Origin of the sequence: Microcoleus sp. Pol8_D6 (assembly GCF_036700965.1) — a bacterium.
Classification (GTDB): Bacteria; Cyanobacteriota; Cyanobacteriia; order Cyanobacteriales; family Microcoleaceae; genus Microcoleus.
Window position 1 is genome coordinate 13797 of record NZ_JAUBPW010000030.1, and the last position, 23726, is coordinate 37522.

The following is a 23726-nucleotide window of genomic DNA, read 5'->3' on the forward strand; positions in this document are numbered from 1 at the left end:
ATGATGACCAAATACGCTTGCGTTAATACCAATTTAATGTGAAGTTGCACATATCTCGATCCCCCTCGCATCCCCCTGATTGTTGGGGGAATTTGAGCGGAATCTTGTCCCCCCCTTATTAAGGGGGGCTAGGGGGGATCGAGCCGAGATTAGGAGGATTATGACCAAATTAAACGACTCCAATTTCCACCTACCTTACAACCCAAAACTCATCCCTATCGCTAAGGAACTTCGGAAAAATTCAACTCCAGCCGAAAAGAAACTTTGGGAAGATTTTCTGAGAAATTTCCCTTTTCGAGTTTTGAGACAGCGACCGATCGACAATTTTATTGTAGATTTTTATTGTGCTGCTTTAAGATTGGTAATTGAGGTTGATGGCGAGAGTCATTTTACCGAACAGGGGAAACAATATGATGCGGAAAGAACAGGGATTTTCGAGGGGTATGGACTGCAAGTTGTCAGGTTTACGAATGTTGATGTGTTGCAGTGTTTTGAGGGAGTTTGTCAGGAGTTGTTGGGTGCGTGCGCTCGTCATTCTTAGCGCCAGATCCCCCCTAACCCCTTTTAATAAGGGGGGAACAAGAGTGCGATGGGGCATCTCGTAATAGTTAAGGCCAGATCCCCCCTAGCCCCCCTTAATAAGGGGGGGACCAGAGAGTTATGTTGCGCTAAAAACAATTGCTAGAAATAGCACAATATGAGACCATACAAAAAAACTATAAAAATTACGGAGTTCAGATTCTTGGTAACTATTAAATGTCGGGGCATTACCTTCTCGAATATCCAAGCCGTAATCTTTGACAAAGACGGCACTCTAGAGGATTCTCAAGAATTTTTGAGGCTTTTGGGGATGAAGCGAGCGCGCCTCGCAGACGCTCAAATTCCGGGGGTGGGAGAGCCTTTACAAATGGCTTTCGGCATCGAAAGCGGCAGCATCGACCCCACGGGCTTGCTAGCAGTCGGTAGTCGTAGGGAAAATGAGATTGTAGCGGCGGGATACATTGCGGAAACCGGCCGGGGATGGCTGGAATCTTTAACTATTGCGCGCCGCGCTTTTGACGAAGCGGACGAAATGTTTAAAAATAGTGCTGTTTCTCCTTTATTTGTCGGCAGTTTGGAGGTGCTGAAATATCTTTCGGAAGCGGGTTTAAAACTGGGAATTCTTTCGGCGGCTACGACGGAGGTTGTGCAGAAATTTGTGAAACACCACGCATTAGGTGACTACATTCAGTTAGAAATGGGAGTGGATTCAACGGTTCATAAACCAGACCCGAAATTGTTTTTGCAAGCTTGTGAGAAACTCGGAGTAAATCCCGCAGCAACTTTGATGGTGGGAGATTCAGCGGGCGATATTCAGATGGGTAAAAATGCGGGCGCGGCTGGCTGTATCGGCATTTGTTGGGGAAAGGCCGAGGTTAGTCATTTGGAAAATGCTGATGTGGCGATCGCATCTTTGGATGAAATTACAATTTTAGCAGATTGAGCAAACATCACATCGCCTGGGCAGATTTTGCTTGGGAAAATCTCGCTTGTAGCTGAGTCCAGATCCCCCCTAACCCCCCTTAAGAAGGGGGGGACAAGAGTGTTCAAAGTCTCCATTTTTTACGGGGAAGAGTCTTCTATTTCGTCCCCCCGCATTAAGAAGGGCGGATAAGAAAGAGCATTCAAAGTCCCCCTTATTAAGGGGGATTTAGGGGGATCTGGCCTCGGCTATAAGCGAGAGATACAAAGGTTTTTAATCTTAAGTTAACACGATAAAAAGCATTGCGGTGTCCCTACAGCTAACAACGCAAACCCAGAATTACGACATCTCTTTCAACGCCGTCAAGTTCCGCAACTTGTGGCAGATATCCCCACCGCTGAAAGCCAAATTTCTCAAACAATCTTACACTCGGCTGATTGTGAGCAAAAATTATTCCTATGAGAGTTTTAAGCTGCAATTCTGGACTCCGCACAATTGCCGATTGCAATAATTTTTGTCCGATTCCGCAACGTTGGCGATCGGATGCAACGTAGATGCTAACTTCTGCTGTATGCTGATAGGCAGCGCGTCCGTAGAAAATCTGAAAACTCAGCCAGCCAACAATATTTTGTTCTGATTCCATTACCCAAATCGGCCAGGAATTGGGGGAGTGTTCTCTGTACCACGGAAGGCGGCTTTCGACTGAGACTGGTTTTAAATCTGCTGTGGCGATTCTGCCTGGTATTGCTGCGTTATATATTTCGACAATTGCTGGCAAATCGCTTTCTTCTGCGTCGCGAATTTTCATCGTTGGGTTGACTGTTGACTGTTGACTGTTAACTAATGACTAATAACTAATGACTCTTGTACAGTTCCATAATATCGCTGACACCCATTCTTGAATTTGCTCCCAAAGTCAGCGGCGATGTGTGTCCTCGCTGCAAGTGTTCTGCCGCGGCACAGCCAATCATTGCGGCGTTGTCTGTACAATATTTTAATGGCGGAAACAATACTCGCAAGTTGTGTTTTGCTGCTGCTGCTTGTAAATTTTTTCGGAGTCCGCTGTTTGCTGCAACTCCCCCACCGACTACAATAGTGGTAAGCCCGAAATTTACGGCGCAGTCGATCGCTCTTTTTGTTAAACCCTTGGCTACTGTTTCCTGAAAGCTGGCCGCAATATCATTAATTGTAGAGGCAGGCAAGATTCCTTCCTCACCCACATCGTTATTTTGTTTCTTGAGTTTCTGTACTAATTGCAAAACTGCGGTTTTCAAGCCACTAAAACTACTGTCGTAGGGATGATAGCCGCCACCAGGCAAGGAAATTCTGCCTTCTGGTAGAGGGTATGCTTGGGGATTGCCAAGGGCAGCCAATTTGTCAATCAGCGGCCCGCCGGGATATCCTAGCTGCAACAGTCTCGCAACTTTATCAAAAGCTTCGCCGGCGGCGTCGTCGCGTGTGTGTCCTACTGTTTCATAAACGCCACAATCTTTGACATAAATAAAGCTAGTGTGTCCCCCGGAAACTAACAAACACAAAAACGGTGGCTGCAAGTCGGGTTCGGTAAGGTAAGAAGCGTAGATGTGCCCTTCGAGGTGGTGGACGCCTAAAAAAGGTTTTTGATGGACTATTGCCAAGCTTTTCGCCGCTGTCAGCCCGACTAACAATGCACCTACTAAACCGGGGGCACAAGTCGCTGCAATGCCGTCAATTTCTGACCAACTCAGGTTTGCTTCACCGAGACACTGGGCAATTACCTGATTGAGCATTTCTAGGTGACTTCGCGAAGCCACTTCCGGCACTACCCCGCCAAACTGCTCGTGGATTTTAATTTGTGATGCTACAACATTGCTGCAAACTTGACGATTCTTAACAATCGCTGCTGCTGTTTCGTCACAACTTGTTTCGATCGCGAAAATGGTTGCCATTAACTGGTAATTTTATTTGATAGGTTAGTTATTGCTAGCTTAACTAATTCGGCGCAAGTCCCCCGCTCTACCTGTACTCAGGTTATTGTTAAGGGATTTTTGCCCGATCGACAGGTAAGGTCATCATCTGATGCAAAGAAGGAATATCCTCGCGGTATTGCTAGCTCAGCATTGACCTATGAAAACGCTAATCCCTCATTCTATTGGGATTTGCAGCATCAATGATGGATACTTTACACTGTCAACAAACACGGTAATCTGGATTCCAGATCGGCAAGTTGAAATGCTTGTACAAAAACTTATTGTTTTGTAACAAAAGGAAACAATTCCATGCGACGATTGTTTGCTGCAATTTTAGTGTTGAGTGTCTGGATCAGTTTTGCTCCAGTTGCTTCGGCTTACAATTTAGTGCCGTGCAAGGACTCTCCCGAATTCAAGGAACTGGCTAAAAATGCCCGTTCTACGAATGGCGACCCCGCATCTGCTAAAGCAAGATTCGATCGCTATTCTCAAGCTATGTGCGGCCCGGAAGGATACCCGCACTTAATCGTAGACGGCAATTTGAGCAAAGCCGGAGACTTTTTGATTCCCAGCGTGCTGTTCTTGTATATTGCTGGCTGGATTGGTTGGGTAGGCCGTGCTTATCTGCAAGCAGCCAAAAAATCTGGCTCTCCTGAGGAAAAAGAGATTATTATCGATGTTCCAAAGGCAGTCCCATTGATGCTGAGTGGCTTTTTGTGGCCTCTAGCAGCTCTCAAAGAAATCACCACTGGTGAAATGTTTGCGAAGGACGACGAAATTACTGTTTCGCCGCGCTAGCAATTTGGGATTTTAGATTTTAGATTTTAGTTGGTTTACAAATTCCCAGCCTAAAATCCATAATCTAAAATCAGTTCGCATAATTTAAGTTGTCTCGACTTTTGAGGAGCAGTATTCATGCAATACTTTCTGAAGTATCTTTCGACCGCACCAGTATTGGCAGCAGCTTGGATGGTGATAACGGCGGGAATTTTAATTGAATTCAACCGTTTTTTCCCAGACTTGCTTTTCCATCCGATGCCATAAAAAATCAGTGGATTTAGGTTCCTAAACCTAGAAAAAAAGTTGAGAGTTTTGAAGTTGGAGCGGTGATTTATCAAGTTATGTCAAAGCTCAAATATCAAAACTCTCAAACCGGAGCATTGAGTAGAAAACCAGCACCTAAATGGGTGAAAACCAAGGATCTAAACTATTTAGTTATCAAATTAGTTCCCAATGACTAATGACTAATGGCTAATGATTAATGATTAATGACTAATGACTAATATTGTGAATCGATGAAGTCTTATCTCGCCGCAGCAATTCAAATGACTAGCTTGCCTGACCTGCAAAAAAATTTGGTTCAGGCAGAGGAATTAATCGACCTGGCAGTGCGTCGGGGTGCGGAGTTAGTTTCCTTACCAGAAAATTTCTCGTTTATGGGAGAAGAGGAGGAAAAGATTGCTTCTTCAGAGGCGATCGGGATCCAAAGCGAAAAATTCCTCAAAACGATGGCCCAGCGATTCCAGGTAACGATTCTGGGCGGCGGATTTCCAGTGCCGACGGAGGGGGGGAAGGTATACAATACTTGTTTGCTGGTAGACCCAAACGGCACTGAAGTGGCAAGGTACAGAAAAGTACATTTGTTCGATGTGAATGTGCCAGACGGTATTACTTACAGGGAATCGAACACTGTGAAAGCTGGTGAAGATTTGCCACCGGTTTATGTGTCGCCGGAGTTGGGGACGCTGGGACTTTCGGTGTGCTATGACGTGCGGTTCCCGGAAGTGTACAGGCATTTGTCGTACAAGGGGGCTGATATTTTGTTCGTGCCGGCGGCGTTTACTGCTTACACTGGCAAGGATCACTGGAAGGTTTTGTTGCAAGCTAGGGCGATCGAGAATACTTGTTATATGATTGCCCCCGCACAAACTGGCCGCCACTACGGCCGCCGTCAAACTCACGGTCACGCGATGATTGTAGACCCTTGGGGTGTGGTTTTGGCGGATGCTGGAGACGAACCGGGTGTGGCAATTGCAGAAATTAATCCCGATCGACTAGAACAAGTCCGCCGCCAGATGCCATCTCTGCAACACCGGGTTTTTCTGTGAAGGAATTTTGAGACCCATTGGGTCTCAAAATCTCAGTCCTACTGGGCCAACCGACGTGAAAAGTTTTTATTCGATCAAGTAATTGTGTCGGTTCGTACACACAATTAGTTAGATCATGTGCGTGCGATCGACAACAATAAGCGGGTGGGGGCGGATTTACGCTGATCTATGAGTGATATTGTCGATCGGAACTGACTCTGGCCCCGACAGCTTAATGATATTGTTTTTTCCTGCAGATGAACGGCCAATAACTCGCGATAAAATGTCTAAGGCAGGTTCAATGGGCGTGCACTTCTGCTAAAAGGCGAATTAGCGAAAGTAGAATTGCACGAAATGCGTCTTTTTGGAGAAATGAAACACACTCTTTCGGTTTTAGTTGAAGATGAAGCGGGTGTCCTCACTCGAATTGCTGGTTTATTTGCCCGTCGGGGTTTTAATATTGAAAGTCTGGCCGTTGGCCCGGCGGAACAAGGGGGAGTGTCTCGGATTACGATGGTTGTACCCGGAGATGACCAAATTATCGAACAGTTGACAAAGCAACTGTACAAGTTGATTAACGTGCTTAAAGTTCAGGATATAACGGAAATTCCCTGTGTGGAACGGGAGTTGATGTTGCTGAAAGTTAATGCTGCTAGCGGGACGCGATCGGAGATCATTGAGTTAGCTCAAATTTTTAGAGCGCGAGTGGTGGATATTGGTGATGATACGCTGACATTGGAAGTTGTGGGAGATCCCGGTAAAATGGTGGCGATCGTCCAGGTTCTGAATAGATTTGGGATTAAGGAAATTGCTCGTACTGGGAAAATTGCCCTGACGCGCGAGTCGGGGGTAAATACTGAGTTTCTCAAATCTTTGGAAGCGAAAGTTTAAGGAAGTTGACGGTTCACGGTTGACTGTTGACTGTTGACGGTTCACGGTTCACGGTTCACGGTTGACTGTTGACTGTTGACGGTTCACGGTTGACCCTTCGACTTCGCTCAGGGCAATGTGGTTGACTTTGGACTGTTGACTTTTGACTTGTATTGGTCCTTAATTAATTGTTGGCTATTAATTATTTAAAGAAGGTAATAGGGAAAGCTTTCAACAGCTACAAGTTTATCAATTAGCTGAAAAAATATCAAACGAAATATGGTTTATGGTTAAAAAATGGGACGAGTTTACGAAGGATACGATGGGCAAACAAATAGTGTGATCGGCTGATAGTGTTGGTGCTAATCTTGCAGAAGGACAGGGACGCTATAGCTGCCAAGATAATCAGCGTTTTGTTAAAATTGCCAGAGGCTCCTTAAACGAAACAAGACACTGGTTAAGACTTGCCTACGCTCGAAATCTTTTAACCCAAGAACAGAGCGATCGCCTGCTTCCCTTATTAAATGAACTTTCACCAAAACTTAATGCTTATCTTAACTCACTAAAACAAAAAGCCAAAGGTTAACAGTCAACTGTTAACAGTCAACAGTCAACCGTCAACAGTCAAATTACCATTTAGGTTGACTTTCTATCAAAAATGTGGCTGCGATGCTGTCTATAGGCTTTGAGAAAAAGTATCCTTGTCCGTATTCGCATTGCAGCGCTCTGAGTAAATTAAGCTGTTCGCTGGTTTCGATTCCTTCAGCAATTACATCCATACCTAAATGACTGGCTAAAATTAAAATAGTCTGTACAATCGCTTCGTTGCCTTCATCTTCAGTCATGCGGCTGACAAAAGCTCGATCGATTTTTAAAGCATCCGTTGGAAAAGTGTGCAGGCGGCTCAAAGAAGAATAGCCAGTGCCGAAATCGTCAATATATAATTGAATCTCTAAATTTTTCAATTCCGCGAGGATAGCGACTGCTGATTCGGCATTCTCCATGATGACGCCTTCAGTAATTTCTACCTTTAAAGTGCGGGGGTCAAGCTGAGTTTCTTGTAAAATTTCGCGAATGCGATCGATTAAATCCGGTTGTTTAAATTGTTGGTTAGAAAGGTTGACGCTGACAGTCAACGGCGGATTTTCTGGGAATTTTTGGTGCCACTGGTGGATCTGATGGCAAGCCGATCGCATCATCCACCAGCCAATAGGTATAATCAATCTAGTTTCTTCTGCTACTAAAATAAACTCGCCAGGAGCTACGACACCCCGCTGCGGGTGATACCACCGCAGCAGCGCTTCAAAACCGCTGATTCTACCAGTAACTAGAGAGACGATGGGCTGATAGTAAAGCTGAAATTCTTGGGAGTCTAAAGCGCGTCGCAGGTCGTTTTCCAGTTGCAAAAGGGCGACGGCGCGAGTGTGCATACTTAAGTCAAAAACTTCGTGGCGAGCTTTGCCCAATCCCTTAGCATGATACATGGCAGCATCTGCATCTCGGAGCAGTTCTTCAGGTCGATCGTACAACATGGGGAACGGGACATTGGGAACAGGAGAGTCGGAAGATAAGCAAGACAAAGAAGTTTCCCGATCGATATTTCCCAGATGTTCGGGACTCGACAGTTTGCTGGTTTCCCTTGAATACCGAGGCAAACCAGAACAAACAATTCCAATGCTAGCACTGGTAAAAACTTGATATTCGTTAAGGTAAAAAGGCTCTGCCAGTTCCGCTTGCACTCGTTCGGCAATCTGGATCGCATCCTCGGTGCTTTTGATATTTTCCAGCAAAATAGCGAACTCGTCGCCGCCAAGACGCGCAACAGTATCTCCAGCACGCAAACAGATTCCCAGGCGCTGCGCGATCGCGATTAGCAACCGATCGCCCACTAAATGCCCCAAACTATCGTTAACAACCTTAAAGCGATCAAGATCGATAAACAGCACCGCAAACAAAATTTCGGGGCGGCGTTTTGAAAGATTGATCGCGTGCCCCAAGCGATCCATAAATAAAGCTCGGTTGGGCAAACCGGTTAGCATATCGTGCAAAGCATCGTGTACCAACTTATCTTCTGCTATTTTGCGGAGGGTAATATCTTCGACAGTGCCTTCGTAGTAAAGTAAATTTCCGTCAGGGTCGCGAACTGCCCGGCCGTTCTCGGAAACCCAGATAGTAGTGCCGTCAGCGCGGTAAACTTGAGACTCGAACTCAGACACAAAACCTTGTTTTTCGATCGCACGCAAAAACTCGACGCGGCGGTTGGGATCGAGGTAAAGTTGGCGGTCGATGTTGCGTATGTTCGCGATCAATTCGGCAGCCGAGGAGTAGCCGTAAATTCTCGCCAAAGCAGGGTTAGCGCTGAGGTAGCGCCCGTCAGGCGTTATCTGGAAAATGCCTTCGATCGCATTTTCAAAGATACTGCGGTATTTCTCTTCCGCCTGTTGCAGCGCGAATTCTGCCTGCTTGCGATCGCTGATATCGGTCAACGTGCCGAGATAGCCTAGAACTTCACCGCTTTTCGTCATTTCTGGCACTGCTTGCCAAAATACCCAGGTTGTGAAGTCACCGTTGCAAAAACGGTACTCTAACTTACAGGGCAACTTATCTGTGACAGCGCGATACCACTGGCTCAAAACACGATCGCGGTCTTCGGGATGCAAACTTTGCGCCCAACCTTCGCCTAGTGCCTTTGGTGCAGTCAGTCCCGCCATCTCCAAAAATCGCTCATTGACGTACAAGCAATCTCCAGCAGCGTCGGCGCGGAAAATCCCGACCGGCAGTATTTTTGCCAAGGTGTAATAGCGGTATTCACTTTCTAGCAGTGCGCTGGCAGCTACTTTAGTCTCGGTGATATCAAACATGGCGCCTTGAAGGATGACAGATTTGCTTGCTTCATCGCGAACTGCGGTCGCTTGATCGCGGAACCAGACTACTCGACCGTTGCGGGCGATCGCGCGGTATTCTGAAACCAGCGACCCCTCGCAGAAGATATCTTCTCCATCGGTGAATTTCTGTGTAGCGTTTTCAACTAACACGCGGTCACGGTCTTCTGGGTGAACGAGTTTCAGCCACAGGTCGGGATCGGCTCTCCATTCAGCTACAGAATAACCTAGAAAAGTCTCGATTTGCGGGCTGATGTAAAGTTTGGCAGCCGTGCGGTTGAGGGGAGAAATGTAGGTGACAGCCGGCATTTGTTCTACCAGGGCGCAGTATTTCGCTTCTACAGTGGACAGTGCTGCTTCTAGGCGTTGCCGCTCTAATTCGGCGGCGGCCCGTCCGGCAAAGATGCTGAGAATTAATCGGAATTTGGCAAGATGTGCTTCCACCAGGGGGCGATCGTGGAAAATACAGATAATACCTAAAGGTTCGCCGTAAGAGTTTTTCAGCAAGACTCCCAGGAAACTGCGCGCACCTGTTACTACCGGTCTGCGGTCTTCTGGAAAAGTTTCCCAGAGGTAGTCAGGACAGGAATACATTCCCCCCTCCAGCACCCGCGCTTCGGGAGTATTGGCGGTGTCGCACTCAAAGTTTGGCTGCTGCTGTCCGTCGCTCCAAAAACTAATAACTTGCAATCTATCGGCAGCAGCATCGGTGCGTGGCTTCGACTTAATCGATTTGGCAACGACGGCGGTGCGAACTCCGAGTGCTGAGGCTAAGTGGCAAACTAAGGCATCAAAGAATTCTGCTCCCCCCGGCGAATCAGTACCTGCTAGGATTTCGCCCAGCAAATCTTCCTCTAATTGCGCGAAAGCATTAACTTTGGGAGGATTCTCGGCATTCGGGCGATCGGGATTTTCCCCCATCGAACCCGAAATGCTCAGACTTAGGGTTTTGCAGGTTCCAGGCCCCACAATAGGCGAAGAATTCACAGTTAGGCGCTGTTGCTTAGCCAAGAATACAGCGTGCCCAATACCTAAAACTTTACCCAAGAAACTGTCAGTTGCCGGCCACCGATTTGAGTTCGGGCAAATCAAAAAGTTTTTCCGCATTTTCAATCTCCCAGATAAATCGTCGGGTTTTAATTCTGCCAACTGCCGTTGCTCGTCGGCTAGCGGTAGACTAGATGGCCTTCGCTGACACTTGAGATAAATCGCCGACACCACGGCTAAAGTCGCCAATAATCCCAGAAGATATGCAAGAATCTCAAAGTAAAAAAATAAATCTAGATCGAACATCGATTAGCACCGCTCGACAATTGTTGTAGTTATCTGAAGCCAATCTATTTAAAAATAACTAAGTATCGTCACGGATGGGTAACGAATACAAGGTCAGATCGCCGTGAAGGCGACAAGAGAGTTAACAGTTCCCAAAAAACCTGGCAATATTTGACACTGCCGAACTCTTTGTGGTTTTTTTCGTACAGGCTGAACCCGTACAGGTGAAATTTTAAACACATATATAGCCTTTCTCAGAAAGATGAGGTACTCATGGGCATAGGGCATAGGCCTCCGTGGGCATAGGGCATAGGGCATAGGGCATACCTCACTTTTTTGAGAACCGCTATATACGATTGTGGCACTCCTCTAAGGGGGTGAGTTTACGTTTACTTTTCTAATTATATTTAACGCTGCATTCACATCAGCATTAATTCGACTTTCATTCCAAGACCGAAACCACTCGCGTTTACCGATCTTACCCTGGTAAGACTCTTGCTTACCGACAGGCTCTAAATCCCCAAATCTGCACTTATTTGTATAATATGCTTGTGTCAATATTACCTTGATACCGACTAACTCAGTTTTGTAAGTAATAAATTTTATGGGCTGGCTATGAGGAATTACGCCAAAAGCATGATGCTTTTTTGGTAATTTTATATTCTGTTTATTCCTCACATTTGTGCCAATAATTAACTGGATTATTTTCTCATCCTCCAACCGCTTGATAATCAAACTGCTGGTCTGATGAAGGTAGTTTTCTAAAGGCTTGTTTCGATTAAATGTGATTTGCTGGATTTGGCGCGTGGTAGATTTTTCCTGGTCATTATTTGACAGTAAAAATGCTCTGCGTTGATTGAAACCTTGATTAATTGATTTGAGATGTTTTTTAGCATAAATAGTTGGAGTAAATGTTGGCTTATTAGATGCCAAAGCGACGAAGTGATCAATCCCTAAATCTATACCTGCTCTGAGGTGGTAATTTAAATCCACCAACGTTACAGGCTTTTGATTAGCAACCTCAAAAAAGTAGAGCGCTGTTGCAGGAACTACGCTTACCTTGATGACATTTTGGGATTTTGTATAAAAAATTATGTCACTTTGAGATAAATGAAGTAGTCCCTGATTGGGGTTTATACCCCTTTTTTTTATGGATTGGTTATCAGAACTGAACAAGTTACGCGTACAGATTTTATGTTGGTATTGGGGGATGCTGGGTAGGAATGAAAATCGAGGGATATCTGGGTCATAAGCTATTCTTGAATTTTGGCAATCCTCCCAATCGTGAATAACTTGTTTGAGACCTTTGTTTCTAATTTTAGCAGTGAATGATTGAGAGCAGTCTCTAGGTTTTAAGATGGCAAACAACTGTCTGATAATTTTAGTTCCACCAACTTTATATCCCGAACTGAAAAAGTGTTTTATCATAAATGTTTACCATGATTGTAGATTTTCTTTTGACATAAATGATAAATCATCAAACTGTTTATAAAACTGATGCTGACGATCTATGTAATGCCTTTCAACAACAATCATAAATTTGGGGATAAACGAAAAGTTTTTTGTTGCTTTGGTAAGCAATATACAATAAAGTCTAGGGATTATCTGATCTAGTGTAACACCCATGATGAAAGCGATAGTTTTTCAAACCCCCGGCAGCCCATCCGTATTGAAACTGCAAGATATCCCCGCCCCTACTATACAAACAGAAACTGAAGTTTTGGTACGGTTGCGAGCGGCGGGTATCAATCCGATAGATACTAAGTTGCGATCGCGCGGCACTTTTTACCCCGACAAAACTCCTCACGTTTTGGGGTGCGATGGTGCTGGAGTCGTAGAGGCTATCGGTGCTGGTGTGCAAAGTTTCCAAGTGGGAGACGAGGTTTTTTTCTGCAATGGCGGTTTGGGCGGGTCGATCGGTACTTATGCTGAGTTTGCCGTTGTAGACGAACGCTTTCTCGCCCTCAAGCCTGCTGCTTTAAGTTTTGCTGAGGCGGCGGCGGCACCGTTAGTTTTAATTACAGCTTGGGAATCGCTGTACGATCGAGGGCGCTTGCAAGCGGGTCAAAAGGTGCTGATTCAAGCTGGTGCCGGCGGTGTGGGCCACGTCGCGGTACAGTTGGCGAAGTTACAGGGTGCAGAGGTTTGCACGACTGTTAGTTCTGAGGAAAAAGCCAATTTTGTCAAGCACTTAGGTGCAGATGCAGTTATTTTATACAAAAATACCAATGTTGTCGATGAGGTTTTGACTTGGACTCAAGGACAAGGAGTTGATTTGGCTTTCGATACAGTCGGGGGAGAAACTTTTTACCAAACTATTCCGACTGTGAAAATTTATGGAGATTTGGTAACAATTTTGGAACCCGATCCAGCTTTGGGGAATTTGAAAACAGCGAGAATGCGGAATCTGAGAATTAGTCTGGAATTAATGTTAACACCGATGCTAGAAGGTTTGGTGGAGGAACAGGAACAGCAGGCTCATATTTTGCAGAAGTGTGCTCGTTTGTGCGATCGCGATTTACTAAAAATTCACGTCAGCAAAACTTTCCCTCTCGAAGAAGCGCAAGCCGCTCACGAACTGTTAGAAACAGGCTCAGTAACTGGTAAAATAGTGCTTGAAATTGGGGGCTAAAAATGCGGATTTTTTAATTTGCGGGTTGAAGAATCGCAGGCGATTGAGAATTGCAGGCGATTTCAAAAGACTGTTTGCGAATTAAAAAAGCGTGAAACCAAACATCCCATAATCATCGCAGGAAAGCTATAGCAATCCTTGCAGGAGTCGTAAAATTTTTACCCCACCCCAACCCTCCCCGATGCCTTGGGGAGGGAGTAAGAAATTCACAAATGATTTAGGATTGCTATATAAAAAAGAGCGAAAACCGCATAGGGAAAATGCCACTGTCGATCGACAAATTTGGGCGTCAACTGCTGAAGTTGACACGACGAAAGGCACGGCGCCGTGTCCTAATTTTGGATAACTAACGGCGATTTACTTGTAACCAAATTTCCAGCGTCACCAGCAGCCACAGCTTCAGCCCATAGCGGGGAAAAACTTCCCCACGATAGTTTAGCCATTCGCGGATTAGTGTTCGATCGAGGTAAGGCGCGATCGCCGCATGACGATTCAGCAGCAACGATCGCGCTTGCCGCTGCCAATCCCTCAAAAACCACTGCTGCATCGACATCACCATGCCGCTTTTCGGACGGTTGACAATGACATCGGGCAGCAAATCCGCCACAGCAGCCTTGAGAACCGCTTTTTCCTGCGCGCCCGAAAGCTTATATTCTGGCGGAATTTGCAAACTCAGCGCCACCATCCGCGCATCGAATAGGGGCGATCGAGCTTCCAATCCCGCCGCAGCCGTGAGATTATTCACCTTGGTCAAAATGTAATCGGCTCCTTTAAACTCAATATTGAGCCGCATCAGCCGATTCAAAAACGTCGTTTCTGTCTGTTGCAATTCCTCAGCAAAGACGGAAGGCGCATTCTTCACCTTTTCCCAAACCTCCGGCTTCAGCAAACGTGGCAAATCCACATAGCATTTCTGAAACAAAGTCAAGTAAGCTGCGATCGGATCTGGTTTACCCTGAATCGAACCATACAAACTGTTGAGTAACATCGGCTTATTTTTCGGCCCGCCAAAGCACGGATCGCCACCTTCGCCATTCAGTACCACGTCTGCGAATTGCTTTGCCGATCGCCCCAACAGCAAATTGGGAACCGTCAAGCCTTCCCCCACCGGATCATCCATCGCCGCCAGCGTTTCCGGCAGCAACTCCCAAATTTGCTGCGGCGAAACTTCCAAAACGTGGTGCTCAGTGCCACAATGTGCCGCAACGATGTTGGCAAATTCAATCTCGCTGGGATATTGAGCGCCAAAGTGCATCGAAAAAGTGTGTACCGGATGATCGTGCAGCCTTGTGGCGATCGCCGTGACGCAACTTGAATCAATACCACCCGAAAGATATGCTGCGACTGGTTCGCCCGCTGGTAGCGCTGACTGCACCAGTTGTTCCAAAAGCGATCGCACTTGTTGACTATGCCATTCCAAAGGGCGATCGGCGTTAGCAATTTGCTCCTGTGGCTGCCAGTATCTCTGCACCTCAACATCCGGTAAGTACAGGTAGCTACCGGGCCGCAACTCTCGCACCGCTTCCCACAGCGTTTGTGATCCGGGTACAAAGGCACAGCACAAGTAGTCGCGCAAAGCAACTAAATCAAGTTCTCGATCGTGATATGGATTGAGCGATCGCAGTCGAGGCGCGATCCAGCGAGTCGTTCCTGTACGGGTGTAATAGAGGGTTTTTGCTCCCACGCGATCGCGCCCCAGACACAAGGTTTGCTCGTCTCGATCCCACACAGCAAGAGCAAATTGTCCTGACAGCAATTTCAGAGTTTCAATCCCCGACTGTTCCCATTGCCGCGCGACGATCGCCAAATCGGTCAATCCATCTGTATCAATCTGTTGTTTGAGCATGGGGGTGCGATCGAAGCAGCAGTCACCTACCAGCACAAATCGCTGATTGGGGCTGAAGGTGGGTTGATCTCCGATTATGGCAAAACCGGAAGTCTCCCAAGTTGCAGGGTGCGATCGGGCTTCTGGGCCCCAAGCAATGACCCAATTAGGGTAGATAGACTTCTGAGTCTGCATTTTAAATTAGACATCTCCCATAATTAATTATTGTGGAACAGGCATCTTGCCTGTTCAAAACAGGCTTTTCTAGAGAGGACTATTACATTAAAAAACGTTTGAAAGTAACTTATAAATCAAGCGAAAAATAGCTGTTCCAGCGATCGCACCCAAAGCACCCAACCATCCCACAAACAACACGCCAGTGATCGGAGAAGTCGGATAAATCGCAAGTGCCGCCGTCTGTAAAGCCGGGAAAAACCACAGCAAAGCCACAGTACCTGCACCAATAATCAACATCTCAGTTTGTTCGATCGCCCTGCGGTACTGGCCGTAAATCAAACCCGCCACAATCATCCCCAACAATCCGATACTCAAGCCAGGAGACGGCAGCAAACTCGTCAGGGCGATCGCCAGCACCCCCGCCTCAAAACCCGTAAACGCCGCCCCCGACAAAACCTCCCAAATCGAAAAAGTCGCTCTCTGCAAAGGTTGTAGCCCTCCAGGAGGTGTTGCAGGAACCCGTACAGGAGGAGGTAGAGTCGGTTGAAGAGGTATCGGAGGCGGCGCCACCACGACTGTAGGTGGTTGAGAATGTTGTTGAGACCCAGACATCAGAGCCGCTTCCACCTCCCTCGCAGATTGAAAACGCTGGCTGGGAGCTGATAATAACATTCGATCGAGAACGTGAGCCAAACGCGAACTTACCTGCACCCGCGATTGCCAATTCCACTCATTTCTGTAACTATCAAACAACTCCGTCGGCTGCAAACCACTCAGCAAAGTAATACAAGTCACACCCAAAGCATACAAATCGGTTGCCGGATAAACTTCTTGCCCGCTCATCTGTTCTGGCGGAGCATAACCCAAAGAATAAATACCAGTCGAAGCTTTTGCACTCCCAACACTTTGTGTTACTTGTTTAACAGCCCCAAAATCTAATAAATAAAGCCGACCATTTTTACCCCGCATAATATTAGCAGGTTTAATATCTCGGTGAATCGAACCGCGAGAGTGCACAAAATCAAGAACCTTCAAAATTTCCCGCAGCACCTCCACCGTTTCCGCCTCCGAAAACTTGCCTTTAACAGCTAGTTCATCCTCCAAATTTTTACCGTCAATAAATTCTTGAACTAGATAGAAAAACTGATCGTTTTTTCCCGGCTGCAAACTCGTAACAGTCAGCTCAAAAAAAGCCAGCAAACTCGGAATTTGGGAATGTTCGTTTCCCAGTTCTTCCAGCACCGCCGCTTCCCGTTCAAACAGAGTTTGAGCGATTTTTAGCTGGGGCGGAGTCAGAGTTACCGACGGCTGCAAAAGTTTAGCCACGCACTGCCGCATCGCTGGAGTATAGCGGTCTCTCGCCAAAAATGCCGCCCCAAAACCGCCTTGACCCAACAACCTGACGGGCAAATAGCGCCCGCCCAAAATTAGCGGCATCCCGCAAGTCGTGCAAAACTTTTGCTGCACGGTTTTCAGCAGCGAACTGTCATCGAGGTCGGGAAAATAGTTTTGAGGGCGCGGGCAGCCCGGTCGGGTGCAGTAAACTTCCATTTTTGTTTGCTAAGAAGAAGGAAGAGGGAAGAAGGAAGAGGGAAGAAGGAAGAGGGAAGAGGGAAGAAAAAGCGATTGTTAAATCAGATTTCGATTTCTCAACTAACCGCGAACTGCTAACTGCCAGCGACCTAAGAGATTAACTTCCCGCCGAGTTGGGAGTTGCTATTTCTATGAATCCCAAATCGAGGGCCGGGGGTTCTTTCTTCTCCAAGATGGTCGAATAAGTAGCAAACTGGGGCAAAATTTCATTGCTGAAAGCCTCTGCTGCTTTAGAACGGTAGCGGTTGGGGTTGTAAATCAGCGACAAAATGCGAGTTACCAAAACTTCGTCCATTTGAGATTTGTGCAAAACGCCCATGAGCAACTCTTTTTCGATCGCCGAAACCGAGACAAAAGCAGCTCCCAGCCCGGACTGAACGGCATTTTTAATTGCTTCGATCGAATTTAGTTCCATCTCTATTTTCAAGCGGCGCGTGTCTATGCCGCAGCGAGTCAGTACCTGATCGATTACTTTGCGGATTGTAGACTGCGAATCGAGGGATATAAACTGCAATTTGTAAAGGTCTTCTTTTTGGATAGTTTCTTGTTGTACCATCGGATGAGATGGAGGGAGAATCAGAGCCAGTTCGTCCTCAGCGTAAGGAACAATTTCTAAAGCTTCTACAAGTTCGGTAGGAATTTCTCCGCCAACAATTGCCAAATCGATTTGCCCGTTGGCCACACTCCACGCCGTGCGGCGGGTCGAGTGAACGTGAAGTTGTACCGCTACATCCGGGTACTTTTGGCGAAACATCCCAATCATCCGGGGCAGCAAATAGGTTCCCGTTGTTTGAGAAGCGCCGACGATCAAAGTACCGCCTTGAAGATTTTGCAAGTCTTCCAGAGCTCGACAAGTTTCCTGGCAAAGCGATAAAATTTTCTCCCCGTAACTCAGCAGCAGGTGTCCGGCTTCGGTCAGTTGAGCCCGCCGCCCCCCCCGGTCAAACAGCGGCACGTCCAATTGTCTCTCTAAGTTTTGCACCTGCAAGCTAACTGCTGGCTGGGATACATAGAGGCTGTCCGCGGCGCGTTTGAAGCTTCCTTCAGAGGCGATCGCCTTGAGAATGCGTAACTGGTCTAAAGTGAAAGGAAGGTCAGACATATATCTAAATTGTCAGTTGTCAGTTGTCAGTTGTCAGTTGACGGTTGACGGTTGACTGTAGGCAGCGAACAGCAAACAGCGAACAGTCAACAGCGAACAGTCAACAGCGAACAGCGAACAGTCAACAGTCAACAGCGAACAGTGAACAGTTAACTGACTGATAACCGCTGAATGCTCCCATAGATACTTTGTGACACAAATTGGCCGAGAATCAATAACTTTTCTTAATATTTGCAATGACGATCGACTTGGCGCTCGACTCCCACTTAGTTATTCTGGGCCTGTTACTGGTTTTTGCGATCGCCCACAGCGGTTTAGCAGCCCTCCGGCCCAAAGGTGAAAAGCTGATCGGGCCGAGACTTTATCGCGTTTTGTTTGCCCTTGTCAGTTTGCCGCTAGCCGTCATTCTGATTGTCTACTTTTTCAACCACCGCTACGACGGCGTGCAGCTTTGGCAAGTACAGGGCGTCCCCGGAGTTAAACCGGCAGTTTGGATACTTTCGGCAATTTCCTTTCTGTTTCTGTACCCAGCAACTTTCAACCTCCTAGAAATTGCCGCCGTCCAAAAGCCCCAAGTTCACCTCTACGAAACTGGCATCATTCGCATCACCCGTCACCCGCAAATGGTGGGACAAGTGATTTGGTGCGTGGCCCACACCCTGTGGATTGGCACTAGCTTTACCCTTGTCACTTCCATCGGTTTGGTACTTCACCACCTGTTCGGAGTCTGGCACGGCGACAGTCGGCTTCAGGCTCGTTTTGGAGAATCCTTTGAAACCATCAAATCTCGAACATCAATCATGCCTTTTTTGGCAATCCTACAAAAGCGTCAAACCCTTGACTTGCTTGAATTTCTGCGCCCTTCCTATCTAGGTGTAGTCATTTTTACGGGCCTGCTGTGGGAAATTCATCCTTTTTTGATGCGTGTCACTAGGAACATATACTGGTAGCATGATCCCTAGGATAGAAAAAAAATTATTAAATTTTGAGGGCTCATGGTGTTGTCGGTTAGCGAACGCACTTTTGCACAAGAGGTGTTTCAAGCCTCTACCCCCGTTTTAGTTCACTTTTCGGCTCCTTGGTGCGGTTTGTGCCGCGCGATCGACCCCACGCTTAAGACTTTTGAGTCACAGTGGGCAGAAAAAGTCAAGCTGGTCGGGGTGAATGCCGATCAATGTTTTAAGTTGGCCCACACTTATCGGCTGACAAGTCTGCCCACGCTGATTTTGTTTGAGGGCGATAAAGTTCGATTTAGATTGGAAGACTACCAAGGACGTGAGGAACTGCGGCGGACTCTGGATTCCTGGATGCTCGCGGCTCACGTAGCTTCCCCATCTCAACGGCTGCAACTTCAGGAAGTAGCCAACCGGTAATTGTTCCAAGGCATTCGGCTCTTGTGTAGAAGGCATTGGGCTTTTATGTCGGAAGCAGAAGGCATTCCCCATTTGTCCATCAACCATCGGACACCAAAATAAATCTCGCAGTCTTGAACACACAGGACTGTGAGATTTGTCCTATAGTTTCCCTTGCCACAGGAATAATAATTTTCGGAGTAGGGTGCGATCGTCTCGCTGGCGATGAAAAAATTAGTGCGATCGTCTCGCTCGCGATTGCACTCAGGTATAGCGATACTTAAAGAATTGGATCAAGTATTTTGGCCCAGTGGCGCAGGCGTGTGTCACAATTGTTTACAGTTTTGGCAATATCTAGTAGAAACTTTAAACTACCTATCAGTCATGGAACTGCTTTATCAATATGCTTGGCTGATTCCTGTACTGCCACTGGCAGGCGCAATGCTAGTAGGTCTAGGCTTAATCACCTTTAACCAGGCAACCAACAAGCTCCGACAAGCGAATGCGATATTAATCGTCTCCGCACTCGGCGGGTCAATGGTACTCTCCTTCGCATTGCTGTGGAGTCAACTACAGGGCCACGCACCCTACACCCGCAGTATTCAGTGGGCTTCTGCTGGCGACTTCTCGCTGAATATGGGCTATATTATCGACCCCCTAACGTCGGTGATGCTGGCGATCGTCACTACGGTCGCCTTTTTGGTGATGATTTACACCGATGGCTACATGGCTCACGATGACGGGTACGTGCGCTTTTACGCCTACCTGAGCATCTTCAGCGCCTCGATGTTGGGTCTCGTAGTCAGCCCAAACATCGTTCAGATTTACATTTTCTGGGAACTCGTAGGTATGTGTTCATACCTGCTAGTCGGATTTTGGTACGATCGCAAACCCGCTGCTGACGCTTGCCAAAAAGCATTCGTCACCAACCGCGTCGGCGACTTCGGCCTACTGCTGGGCATCCTCGGCATTTACTGGGCCACTGGCAGCTTTGAATTTGAGGTGATGGGCGAACGCCTGCACTCCTTAGTCGAATCCGGCGCTCTTTCGGCGACTCTGGCGACAATCTTCGGCGTCCTGATATTTTTGGGTCCAGCAGCCAAATCCGCTCAATTCCCCCTCCACGTCTGGCTCCCAGACGCAATGGAAGGCCCGACACCGATTTCGGCCTTAATCCACGCCGCGACAATGGTAGCTGCGGGCGTATTCCTAATCGCTCGGATGTACCCAGTGTTGGAAGGGCTGCCGGCAGTCATGAATTTGATCGCCTGTACCGGCTGTTTTACGGCATTTATGGGTGCTTCGATCGCGATTACCCAAAATGACATCAAAAAAGGCTTAGCCTACTCCACCATCTCCCAACTCGGCTACATGGTGATGGCAATGGGCGTCGGCGCTTACAGTGCCGGACTTTTCCACTTGATGACCCACGCTTATTTCAAAGCAATGCTGTTCCTGTGTTCAGGTTCAGTGATTCACGGTATGGAAGCAGTTGTAGGCCACAACCCCGCACTCGCTCAAGATATGCGAGTCATGGGCGGCTTGCGGAAATATATGCCGATTACCGCTTCTTGCTTTTTAATCGGTAATTTGGCAATCTGCGGAATTCCGCCGTTTGCTGGTTTTTGGTCAAAAGACGAAATCCTCGCCAGCGCCTTCGCAGCAAATCCCGCTTTGTGGGCTGTTAGCTGGTTGACGGCGGGGATGACCGCGTTTTATATGTTCCGGATGTATTTCAGCACCTTTGAGGGCGAATTCCGGGGCAATGACAGCGCCATCAAGCGCCAACTCCTGCAACCCGGTCTTGTTTTTGGCCCGGGAGCGATGAACGTTAAGGAATTGGCCTCAACTGACGACAGTCACGAAGAGCACGACCATTTGCCTCACGAATCTCCTCTGACAATGGCTCTGCCGTTAGTGTTGCTGGCAGTACCTTCTGTGTTTATCGGTTTTCTCGGTACGCCGTTTGCCAATTATTTCGAGCAGTTTGTTCGCGCTCCGGGCGAGTCTCTCGAAGAAGTTTTGGAACACGCTGCTGAGTTCAATTTGACGGAATTTCTAATCATGGGCGGAAGCTCTGTAGGTATTGCTTTGCTGGGCATTACTTTGGCTTCTCTGATGTATTTGAGTCGTAAAATTGACCCAAGTGCGATCGCCCAAAAAATCAAACCGCTTTACGAGTTCTCCCTCAACAAGTGGTATCTCGACGATATCAACGATTTTCTCTTTGTCAAAGGCAGTCGCCGTTTAGCGCGGCAAGTCATGGAAGTTGATTTGCGAGTCGTCGATGGTATCGTCAACTTAACAGGGTTTATCACCCTAGTTAGCGGCGAAGGTTTGAAATACTTTGAGAGCGGTCGCGCTCAATTTTATGCCTTGATTGTGTTTGTCGCAGTTCTGGGTTTTGCGATCGTTTCGGGAGTCAGTTAAATCGGTAGGGACACGGCATTTAGTGTCAACTTAATGTCAAACCGACTGTATCTCTTGTTTGTCTCGAAGTCTAGATCCCCCCTAACCCCCCTTGATAAGGGGGAACAAGAGTATTCTCTCAAAGTCCCCCTTCTTAAGGGGGATTTAGGGGCATGTGAACTGGGCGAGCAACGAAAGATACAAAAGTTTTTAGGGTTAATCTGACACGCTTTGGGCATTGCCGTATCCCCACTAGGAGATATTTGAAGAAAGGGTATTAGCTCAAGAACTCACAATTGACAATTAGCAAATAGAAATAAATCTTTCATTAAACTTAATTGTTGCGATCGGATAATTTTTCCAAATAAGAGCAAAAAAATTTGTTACGTATAAAGAAAGTATAAAATTTAGGCTAAAATTGGCAAAATGTGTTTAAACCTAATAACTGATGGATCATTTTAAAACGCAATGGATACAGCTAACTTTCCCTGGTTAACAACAACAATTCTGTTTCCCATTGCTGCGTCCTTGCTGATTCCTTTAATTCCCGATAAGGATGGCAAGACGGTGCGGTGGTATGCCCTAATTGTGGGTTTAATCGATTTTGCCCTACTTGTTTACGCTTTTTACACTCAGTACGACTTCAGCAATCCAGATTTGCAATTGGTAGAAAGCTATACTTGGGTGCAGCAACTCGATTTGAACTGGTCTGTGGGTGCTGACGGTTTATCGATGCCGCTGATTTTGCTGACTGGTTTTATTACTACTCTGGCTACTTTAGCGGCTTGGCCGGTCACATTTAAACCGAAGCTTTTTTACTTTTTGATGCTGACAATGTACGGCGGCCAAATCGCAGTTTTTGCCGTGCAGGATATGTTGCTGTTTTTCCTAGTTTGGGAACTGGAATTAGTCCCGATTTACCTGATTTTGTCAATCTGGGGCGGCAAGAAGCGCCTCTACGCAGCAACTAAGTTTATCCTATACACCGCAGGCGGTTCGCTGTTTATTTTGCTGGGCGCGCTGACGATGGCGTTTTACGGCGATACGGTGACTTTCGATATGCGGGCGATCGCAGCTAAAGATTACGCCCCCACTGTAGAATTGCTCCTGTATACAGGTTTCTTAATAGCTTACGGCGTCAAACTGCCAATTTTTCCCCTGCACACTTGGCTCCCTGACGCTCACGGCGAAGCAACCGCACCCGCCCACATGTTGCTAGCAGGAATTCTGCTAAAAATGGGCGGCTATGCTTTACTGCGGATGAATGCGGGAATGCTCCCGGATGCTCACGCTGTTTTCGCACCCATCTTGGTAATTTTGGGTGTGGTTAACATTGTTTACGCCGCCTTAACTTCTTTTGCTCAGCGCAATTTGAAGCGAAAAATTGCTTATTCTTCGATTTCGCACATGGGGTTTGTGCTGATTGGGATAGCTTCGTTTACCGATTTGGGAATTAGCGGTGCAATGCTGCAAATGGTTTCCCACGGTTTAATTGGGGCGAGTTTGTTCTTTATGGTGGGTTGCACTTACGATCGCACTCACACCCTCATGCTCGACGAAATGGGCGGTGTAGGACAGAAAATGCGTAAGGTTTTCGCCATGTGGACTGCTTGTTCTATGGCTTCTTTGGCTTTGCCGGGAATGAGCGGTTTTGTAGCAGAATTGATGGTGTTTGTAGGTTTTGCAACCAGCGATGCTTACAATCCTGTGTTTAAAGTTTGTGTGGTATTTCTAGCTGCTGTCGGGGTAATTTTGACTCCGATTTACCTGCTGTCGATGCTGCGTGAAATTTTCTACGGACCTGAGAATAAGGAATTGTCGGAACACGAAGAATTGGTGGATGCGGAACCGCGAGAAGTGTTTATTATTGCGGCTCTATTAGTGCCGATTATTGGCATTGGTTTGTATCCCAAGATGCTGACTCAGGTTTACGATGCAACTACTGTTCAGTTGACTGCAAAGTTGCGCGATTCTGTGCCGTCGCTTGTGGCTAAGGCTGCTGCGGATAAAACTGTCTCTCTGCGTGCTCCGGCGATCGAGCCGAGTAAGTTGTGATTTGAACGAGATTTAGGAATAAAACCCCCAAACTAATGTAAAAATAGCGTTTGGGGGTT

General features: G+C 47.0%; 18 protein-coding genes and 1 pseudogene. 12 read left to right on the top strand and 7 right to left on the bottom strand.

All coding sequences use genetic code 11. The features are described from left to right. Positions 1-160: 160 nt before the first annotated feature. On the top strand, positions 161-541 hold the full coding sequence (locus tag QUA10_RS14135; protein WP_333080398.1) for an endonuclease domain-containing protein: 381 nt from the start codon (positions 161-163) through the stop codon (positions 539-541). A 201-nt stretch (positions 542-742) separates the two neighbouring features. Beyond that, positions 743-1483 (top strand): HAD family hydrolase, encoded by a 741-nt coding sequence (locus QUA10_RS14140; protein WP_333080396.1) that lies wholly within the window; start codon positions 743-745, stop codon positions 1481-1483. A 298-nt stretch (positions 1484-1781) separates the two neighbouring features. On the opposite strand, the gene QUA10_RS14145 is transcribed toward QUA10_RS14140, so the two are convergent. After that, positions 1782-2270 carry an N-acetyltransferase family protein gene (locus tag QUA10_RS14145; protein ID WP_333080394.1) on the bottom strand — a complete coding sequence of 163 codons (489 nt, stop codon included), beginning with the start codon at positions 2268-2270 and terminating at the stop codon, positions 1782-1784. Positions 2271-2316: 46 nt separating this feature from the next. After that, positions 2317-3390 (bottom strand): tRNA (adenosine(37)-N6)-threonylcarbamoyltransferase complex transferase subunit TsaD, encoded by a 1074-nt coding sequence (tsaD, locus tag QUA10_RS14150; protein WP_333080392.1) that lies wholly within the window; start codon positions 3388-3390, stop codon positions 2317-2319. Between the two features lie 330 nt (positions 3391-3720). On the opposite strand from tsaD, the gene QUA10_RS14155 reads away from it, so the two are divergent. From QUA10_RS14155 to QUA10_RS14175, 5 genes and pseudogenes are all read left to right on the top strand, one after another. Next, a complete protein-coding gene (locus QUA10_RS14155; protein ID WP_333080390.1) occupies positions 3721-4209 on the top strand; it encodes a Photosystem I reaction center subunit III in 489 nt (162 codons plus the stop codon). 117 nt (positions 4210-4326) lie between these two features. After that, positions 4327-4455, top strand: coding sequence for a photosystem I reaction center subunit IX (psaJ, locus tag QUA10_RS14160; RefSeq protein WP_015174876.1), 129 nt, complete (start codon positions 4327-4329; stop codon positions 4453-4455). Positions 4456-4706: 251 nt separating this feature from the next. After that, entirely contained in the window at positions 4707-5519 is an 813-nt protein-coding gene (locus QUA10_RS14165; RefSeq protein WP_333080387.1) for a carbon-nitrogen hydrolase family protein, read from the top strand. 351 nt (positions 5520-5870) lie between these two features. Then, complete coding sequence (ilvN, locus tag QUA10_RS14170; RefSeq protein WP_041622928.1) at positions 5871-6389, top strand: acetolactate synthase small subunit; 519 nt, start codon at positions 5871-5873, stop codon at positions 6387-6389. A 334-nt stretch (positions 6390-6723) separates the two neighbouring features. Beyond that, positions 6724-6954 (top strand): annotated as a pseudogene (locus QUA10_RS14175) (four helix bundle protein); the annotation flags it as partial. Positions 6955-6997: 43 nt separating this feature from the next. Here QUA10_RS14175 and QUA10_RS14180 read toward each other — a convergent pair. Together QUA10_RS14180 and QUA10_RS14185 are read right to left on the bottom strand one after the other, a co-directional pair. Next, positions 6998-10543 (bottom strand): EAL domain-containing protein, encoded by a 3546-nt coding sequence (locus QUA10_RS14180; protein ID WP_333080385.1) that lies wholly within the window; start codon positions 10541-10543, stop codon positions 6998-7000. Positions 10544-10891: 348 nt separating this feature from the next. Further along, on the bottom strand, positions 10892-11950 hold the full coding sequence (locus tag QUA10_RS14185) for a transposase (protein WP_333080384.1): 1059 nt from the start codon (positions 11948-11950) through the stop codon (positions 10892-10894). A 199-nt stretch (positions 11951-12149) separates the two neighbouring features. Between QUA10_RS14185 and QUA10_RS14190 the strand changes: the two genes are divergently transcribed. Further along, positions 12150-13154, top strand: coding sequence for a zinc-dependent alcohol dehydrogenase family protein (locus QUA10_RS14190; protein ID WP_333080522.1), 1005 nt, complete (start codon positions 12150-12152; stop codon positions 13152-13154). 346 nt (positions 13155-13500) lie between these two features. Here the strand turns inward: QUA10_RS14190 and QUA10_RS14195 are convergent, their stop codons facing one another. The 3 genes from QUA10_RS14195 to QUA10_RS14205 form a co-directional block, all read right to left on the bottom strand. Then, positions 13501-15174: an asparagine synthase-related protein gene (locus QUA10_RS14195; protein ID WP_333080383.1), complete on the bottom strand. Its 1674-nt coding sequence runs from the start codon at positions 15172-15174 to the stop codon at positions 13501-13503. 87 nt (positions 15175-15261) lie between these two features. Beyond that, positions 15262-16707, bottom strand: coding sequence for a serine/threonine-protein kinase (locus QUA10_RS14200; RefSeq protein ID WP_333080381.1), 1446 nt, complete (start codon positions 16705-16707; stop codon positions 15262-15264). A 139-nt stretch (positions 16708-16846) separates the two neighbouring features. After that, the gene (locus QUA10_RS14205) at positions 16847-17851 is read right to left on the bottom strand and encodes a LysR family transcriptional regulator (RefSeq protein ID WP_015174889.1); all 1005 of its coding nucleotides are present in this window, start codon (positions 17849-17851) and stop codon (positions 16847-16849) included. A 236-nt stretch (positions 17852-18087) separates the two neighbouring features. Here QUA10_RS14205 and QUA10_RS14210 point away from each other — a divergent pair, with 236 nt between their 5' ends. The 4 genes from QUA10_RS14210 to ndhD1 all read left to right on the top strand — a co-directional run bounded on the left by QUA10_RS14210 (position 18088) and on the right by ndhD1 (position 23667). Continuing rightward, on the top strand, positions 18088-18801 hold the full coding sequence (locus QUA10_RS14210; protein ID WP_333080379.1) for an NnrU family protein: 714 nt from the start codon (positions 18088-18090) through the stop codon (positions 18799-18801). A gap of 45 nt (positions 18802-18846) precedes the next feature. Next, positions 18847-19224, top strand: coding sequence for a thioredoxin family protein (locus QUA10_RS14215; RefSeq protein WP_333080378.1), 378 nt, complete (start codon positions 18847-18849; stop codon positions 19222-19224). 363 nt (positions 19225-19587) lie between these two features. After that, positions 19588-21633 carry an NAD(P)H-quinone oxidoreductase subunit 5 gene (locus tag QUA10_RS14220; RefSeq protein ID WP_333080521.1) on the top strand — a complete coding sequence of 682 codons (2046 nt, stop codon included), beginning with the start codon at positions 19588-19590 and terminating at the stop codon, positions 21631-21633. Positions 21634-22080: 447 nt separating this feature from the next. Beyond that, positions 22081-23667, top strand: coding sequence for a photosynthetic/respiratory NAD(P)H-quinone oxidoreductase subunit D1 (gene ndhD1, locus QUA10_RS14225; RefSeq protein ID WP_445243551.1), 1587 nt, complete (start codon positions 22081-22083; stop codon positions 23665-23667). Positions 23668-23726: the final 59 nt, after the last annotated feature.

Excerpts from the sequence above, each read along its gene's own strand:
- QUA10_RS14135 (WP_333080398.1), top strand. The coding sequence starts at position 161 with ATGACCAAATTAAACGACTCCAATTTCCACCTACCTTACAACCCAAAA.
- QUA10_RS14145 (WP_333080394.1), bottom strand. The coding sequence starts at position 2,270 with ATGAAAATTCGCGACGCAGAAGAAAGCGATTTGCCAGCAATTGTCGAA.
- tsaD (WP_333080392.1), bottom strand. The coding sequence starts at position 3,390 with ATGGCAACCATTTTCGCGATCGAAACAAGTTGTGACGAAACAGCAGCA.
- QUA10_RS14155 (WP_333080390.1), top strand. The coding sequence starts at position 3,721 with ATGCGACGATTGTTTGCTGCAATTTTAGTGTTGAGTGTCTGGATCAGT.
- psaJ (WP_015174876.1), top strand. The coding sequence starts at position 4,327 with ATGCAATACTTTCTGAAGTATCTTTCGACCGCACCAGTATTGGCAGCA.
- QUA10_RS14165 (WP_333080387.1), top strand. The coding sequence starts at position 4,707 with ATGAAGTCTTATCTCGCCGCAGCAATTCAAATGACTAGCTTGCCTGAC.
- ilvN (WP_041622928.1), top strand. The coding sequence starts at position 5,871 with ATGAAACACACTCTTTCGGTTTTAGTTGAAGATGAAGCGGGTGTCCTC.
- QUA10_RS14180 (WP_333080385.1), bottom strand. The coding sequence starts at position 10,543 with ATGTTCGATCTAGATTTATTTTTTTACTTTGAGATTCTTGCATATCTT.
- QUA10_RS14185 (WP_333080384.1), bottom strand. The coding sequence starts at position 11,950 with ATGATAAAACACTTTTTCAGTTCGGGATATAAAGTTGGTGGAACTAAA.
- QUA10_RS14190 (WP_333080522.1), top strand. The coding sequence starts at position 12,150 with ATGAAAGCGATAGTTTTTCAAACCCCCGGCAGCCCATCCGTATTGAAA.
- QUA10_RS14195 (WP_333080383.1), bottom strand. The coding sequence starts at position 15,174 with ATGCAGACTCAGAAGTCTATCTACCCTAATTGGGTCATTGCTTGGGGC.
- QUA10_RS14200 (WP_333080381.1), bottom strand. The coding sequence starts at position 16,707 with ATGGAAGTTTACTGCACCCGACCGGGCTGCCCGCGCCCTCAAAACTAT.
- QUA10_RS14205 (WP_015174889.1), bottom strand. The coding sequence starts at position 17,851 with ATGTCTGACCTTCCTTTCACTTTAGACCAGTTACGCATTCTCAAGGCG.
- QUA10_RS14210 (WP_333080379.1), top strand. The coding sequence starts at position 18,088 with ATGACGATCGACTTGGCGCTCGACTCCCACTTAGTTATTCTGGGCCTG.
- QUA10_RS14215 (WP_333080378.1), top strand. The coding sequence starts at position 18,847 with ATGGTGTTGTCGGTTAGCGAACGCACTTTTGCACAAGAGGTGTTTCAA.
- QUA10_RS14220 (WP_333080521.1), top strand. The coding sequence starts at position 19,588 with ATGGAACTGCTTTATCAATATGCTTGGCTGATTCCTGTACTGCCACTG.
- ndhD1 (WP_445243551.1), top strand. The coding sequence starts at position 22,081 with ATGGATACAGCTAACTTTCCCTGGTTAACAACAACAATTCTGTTTCCC.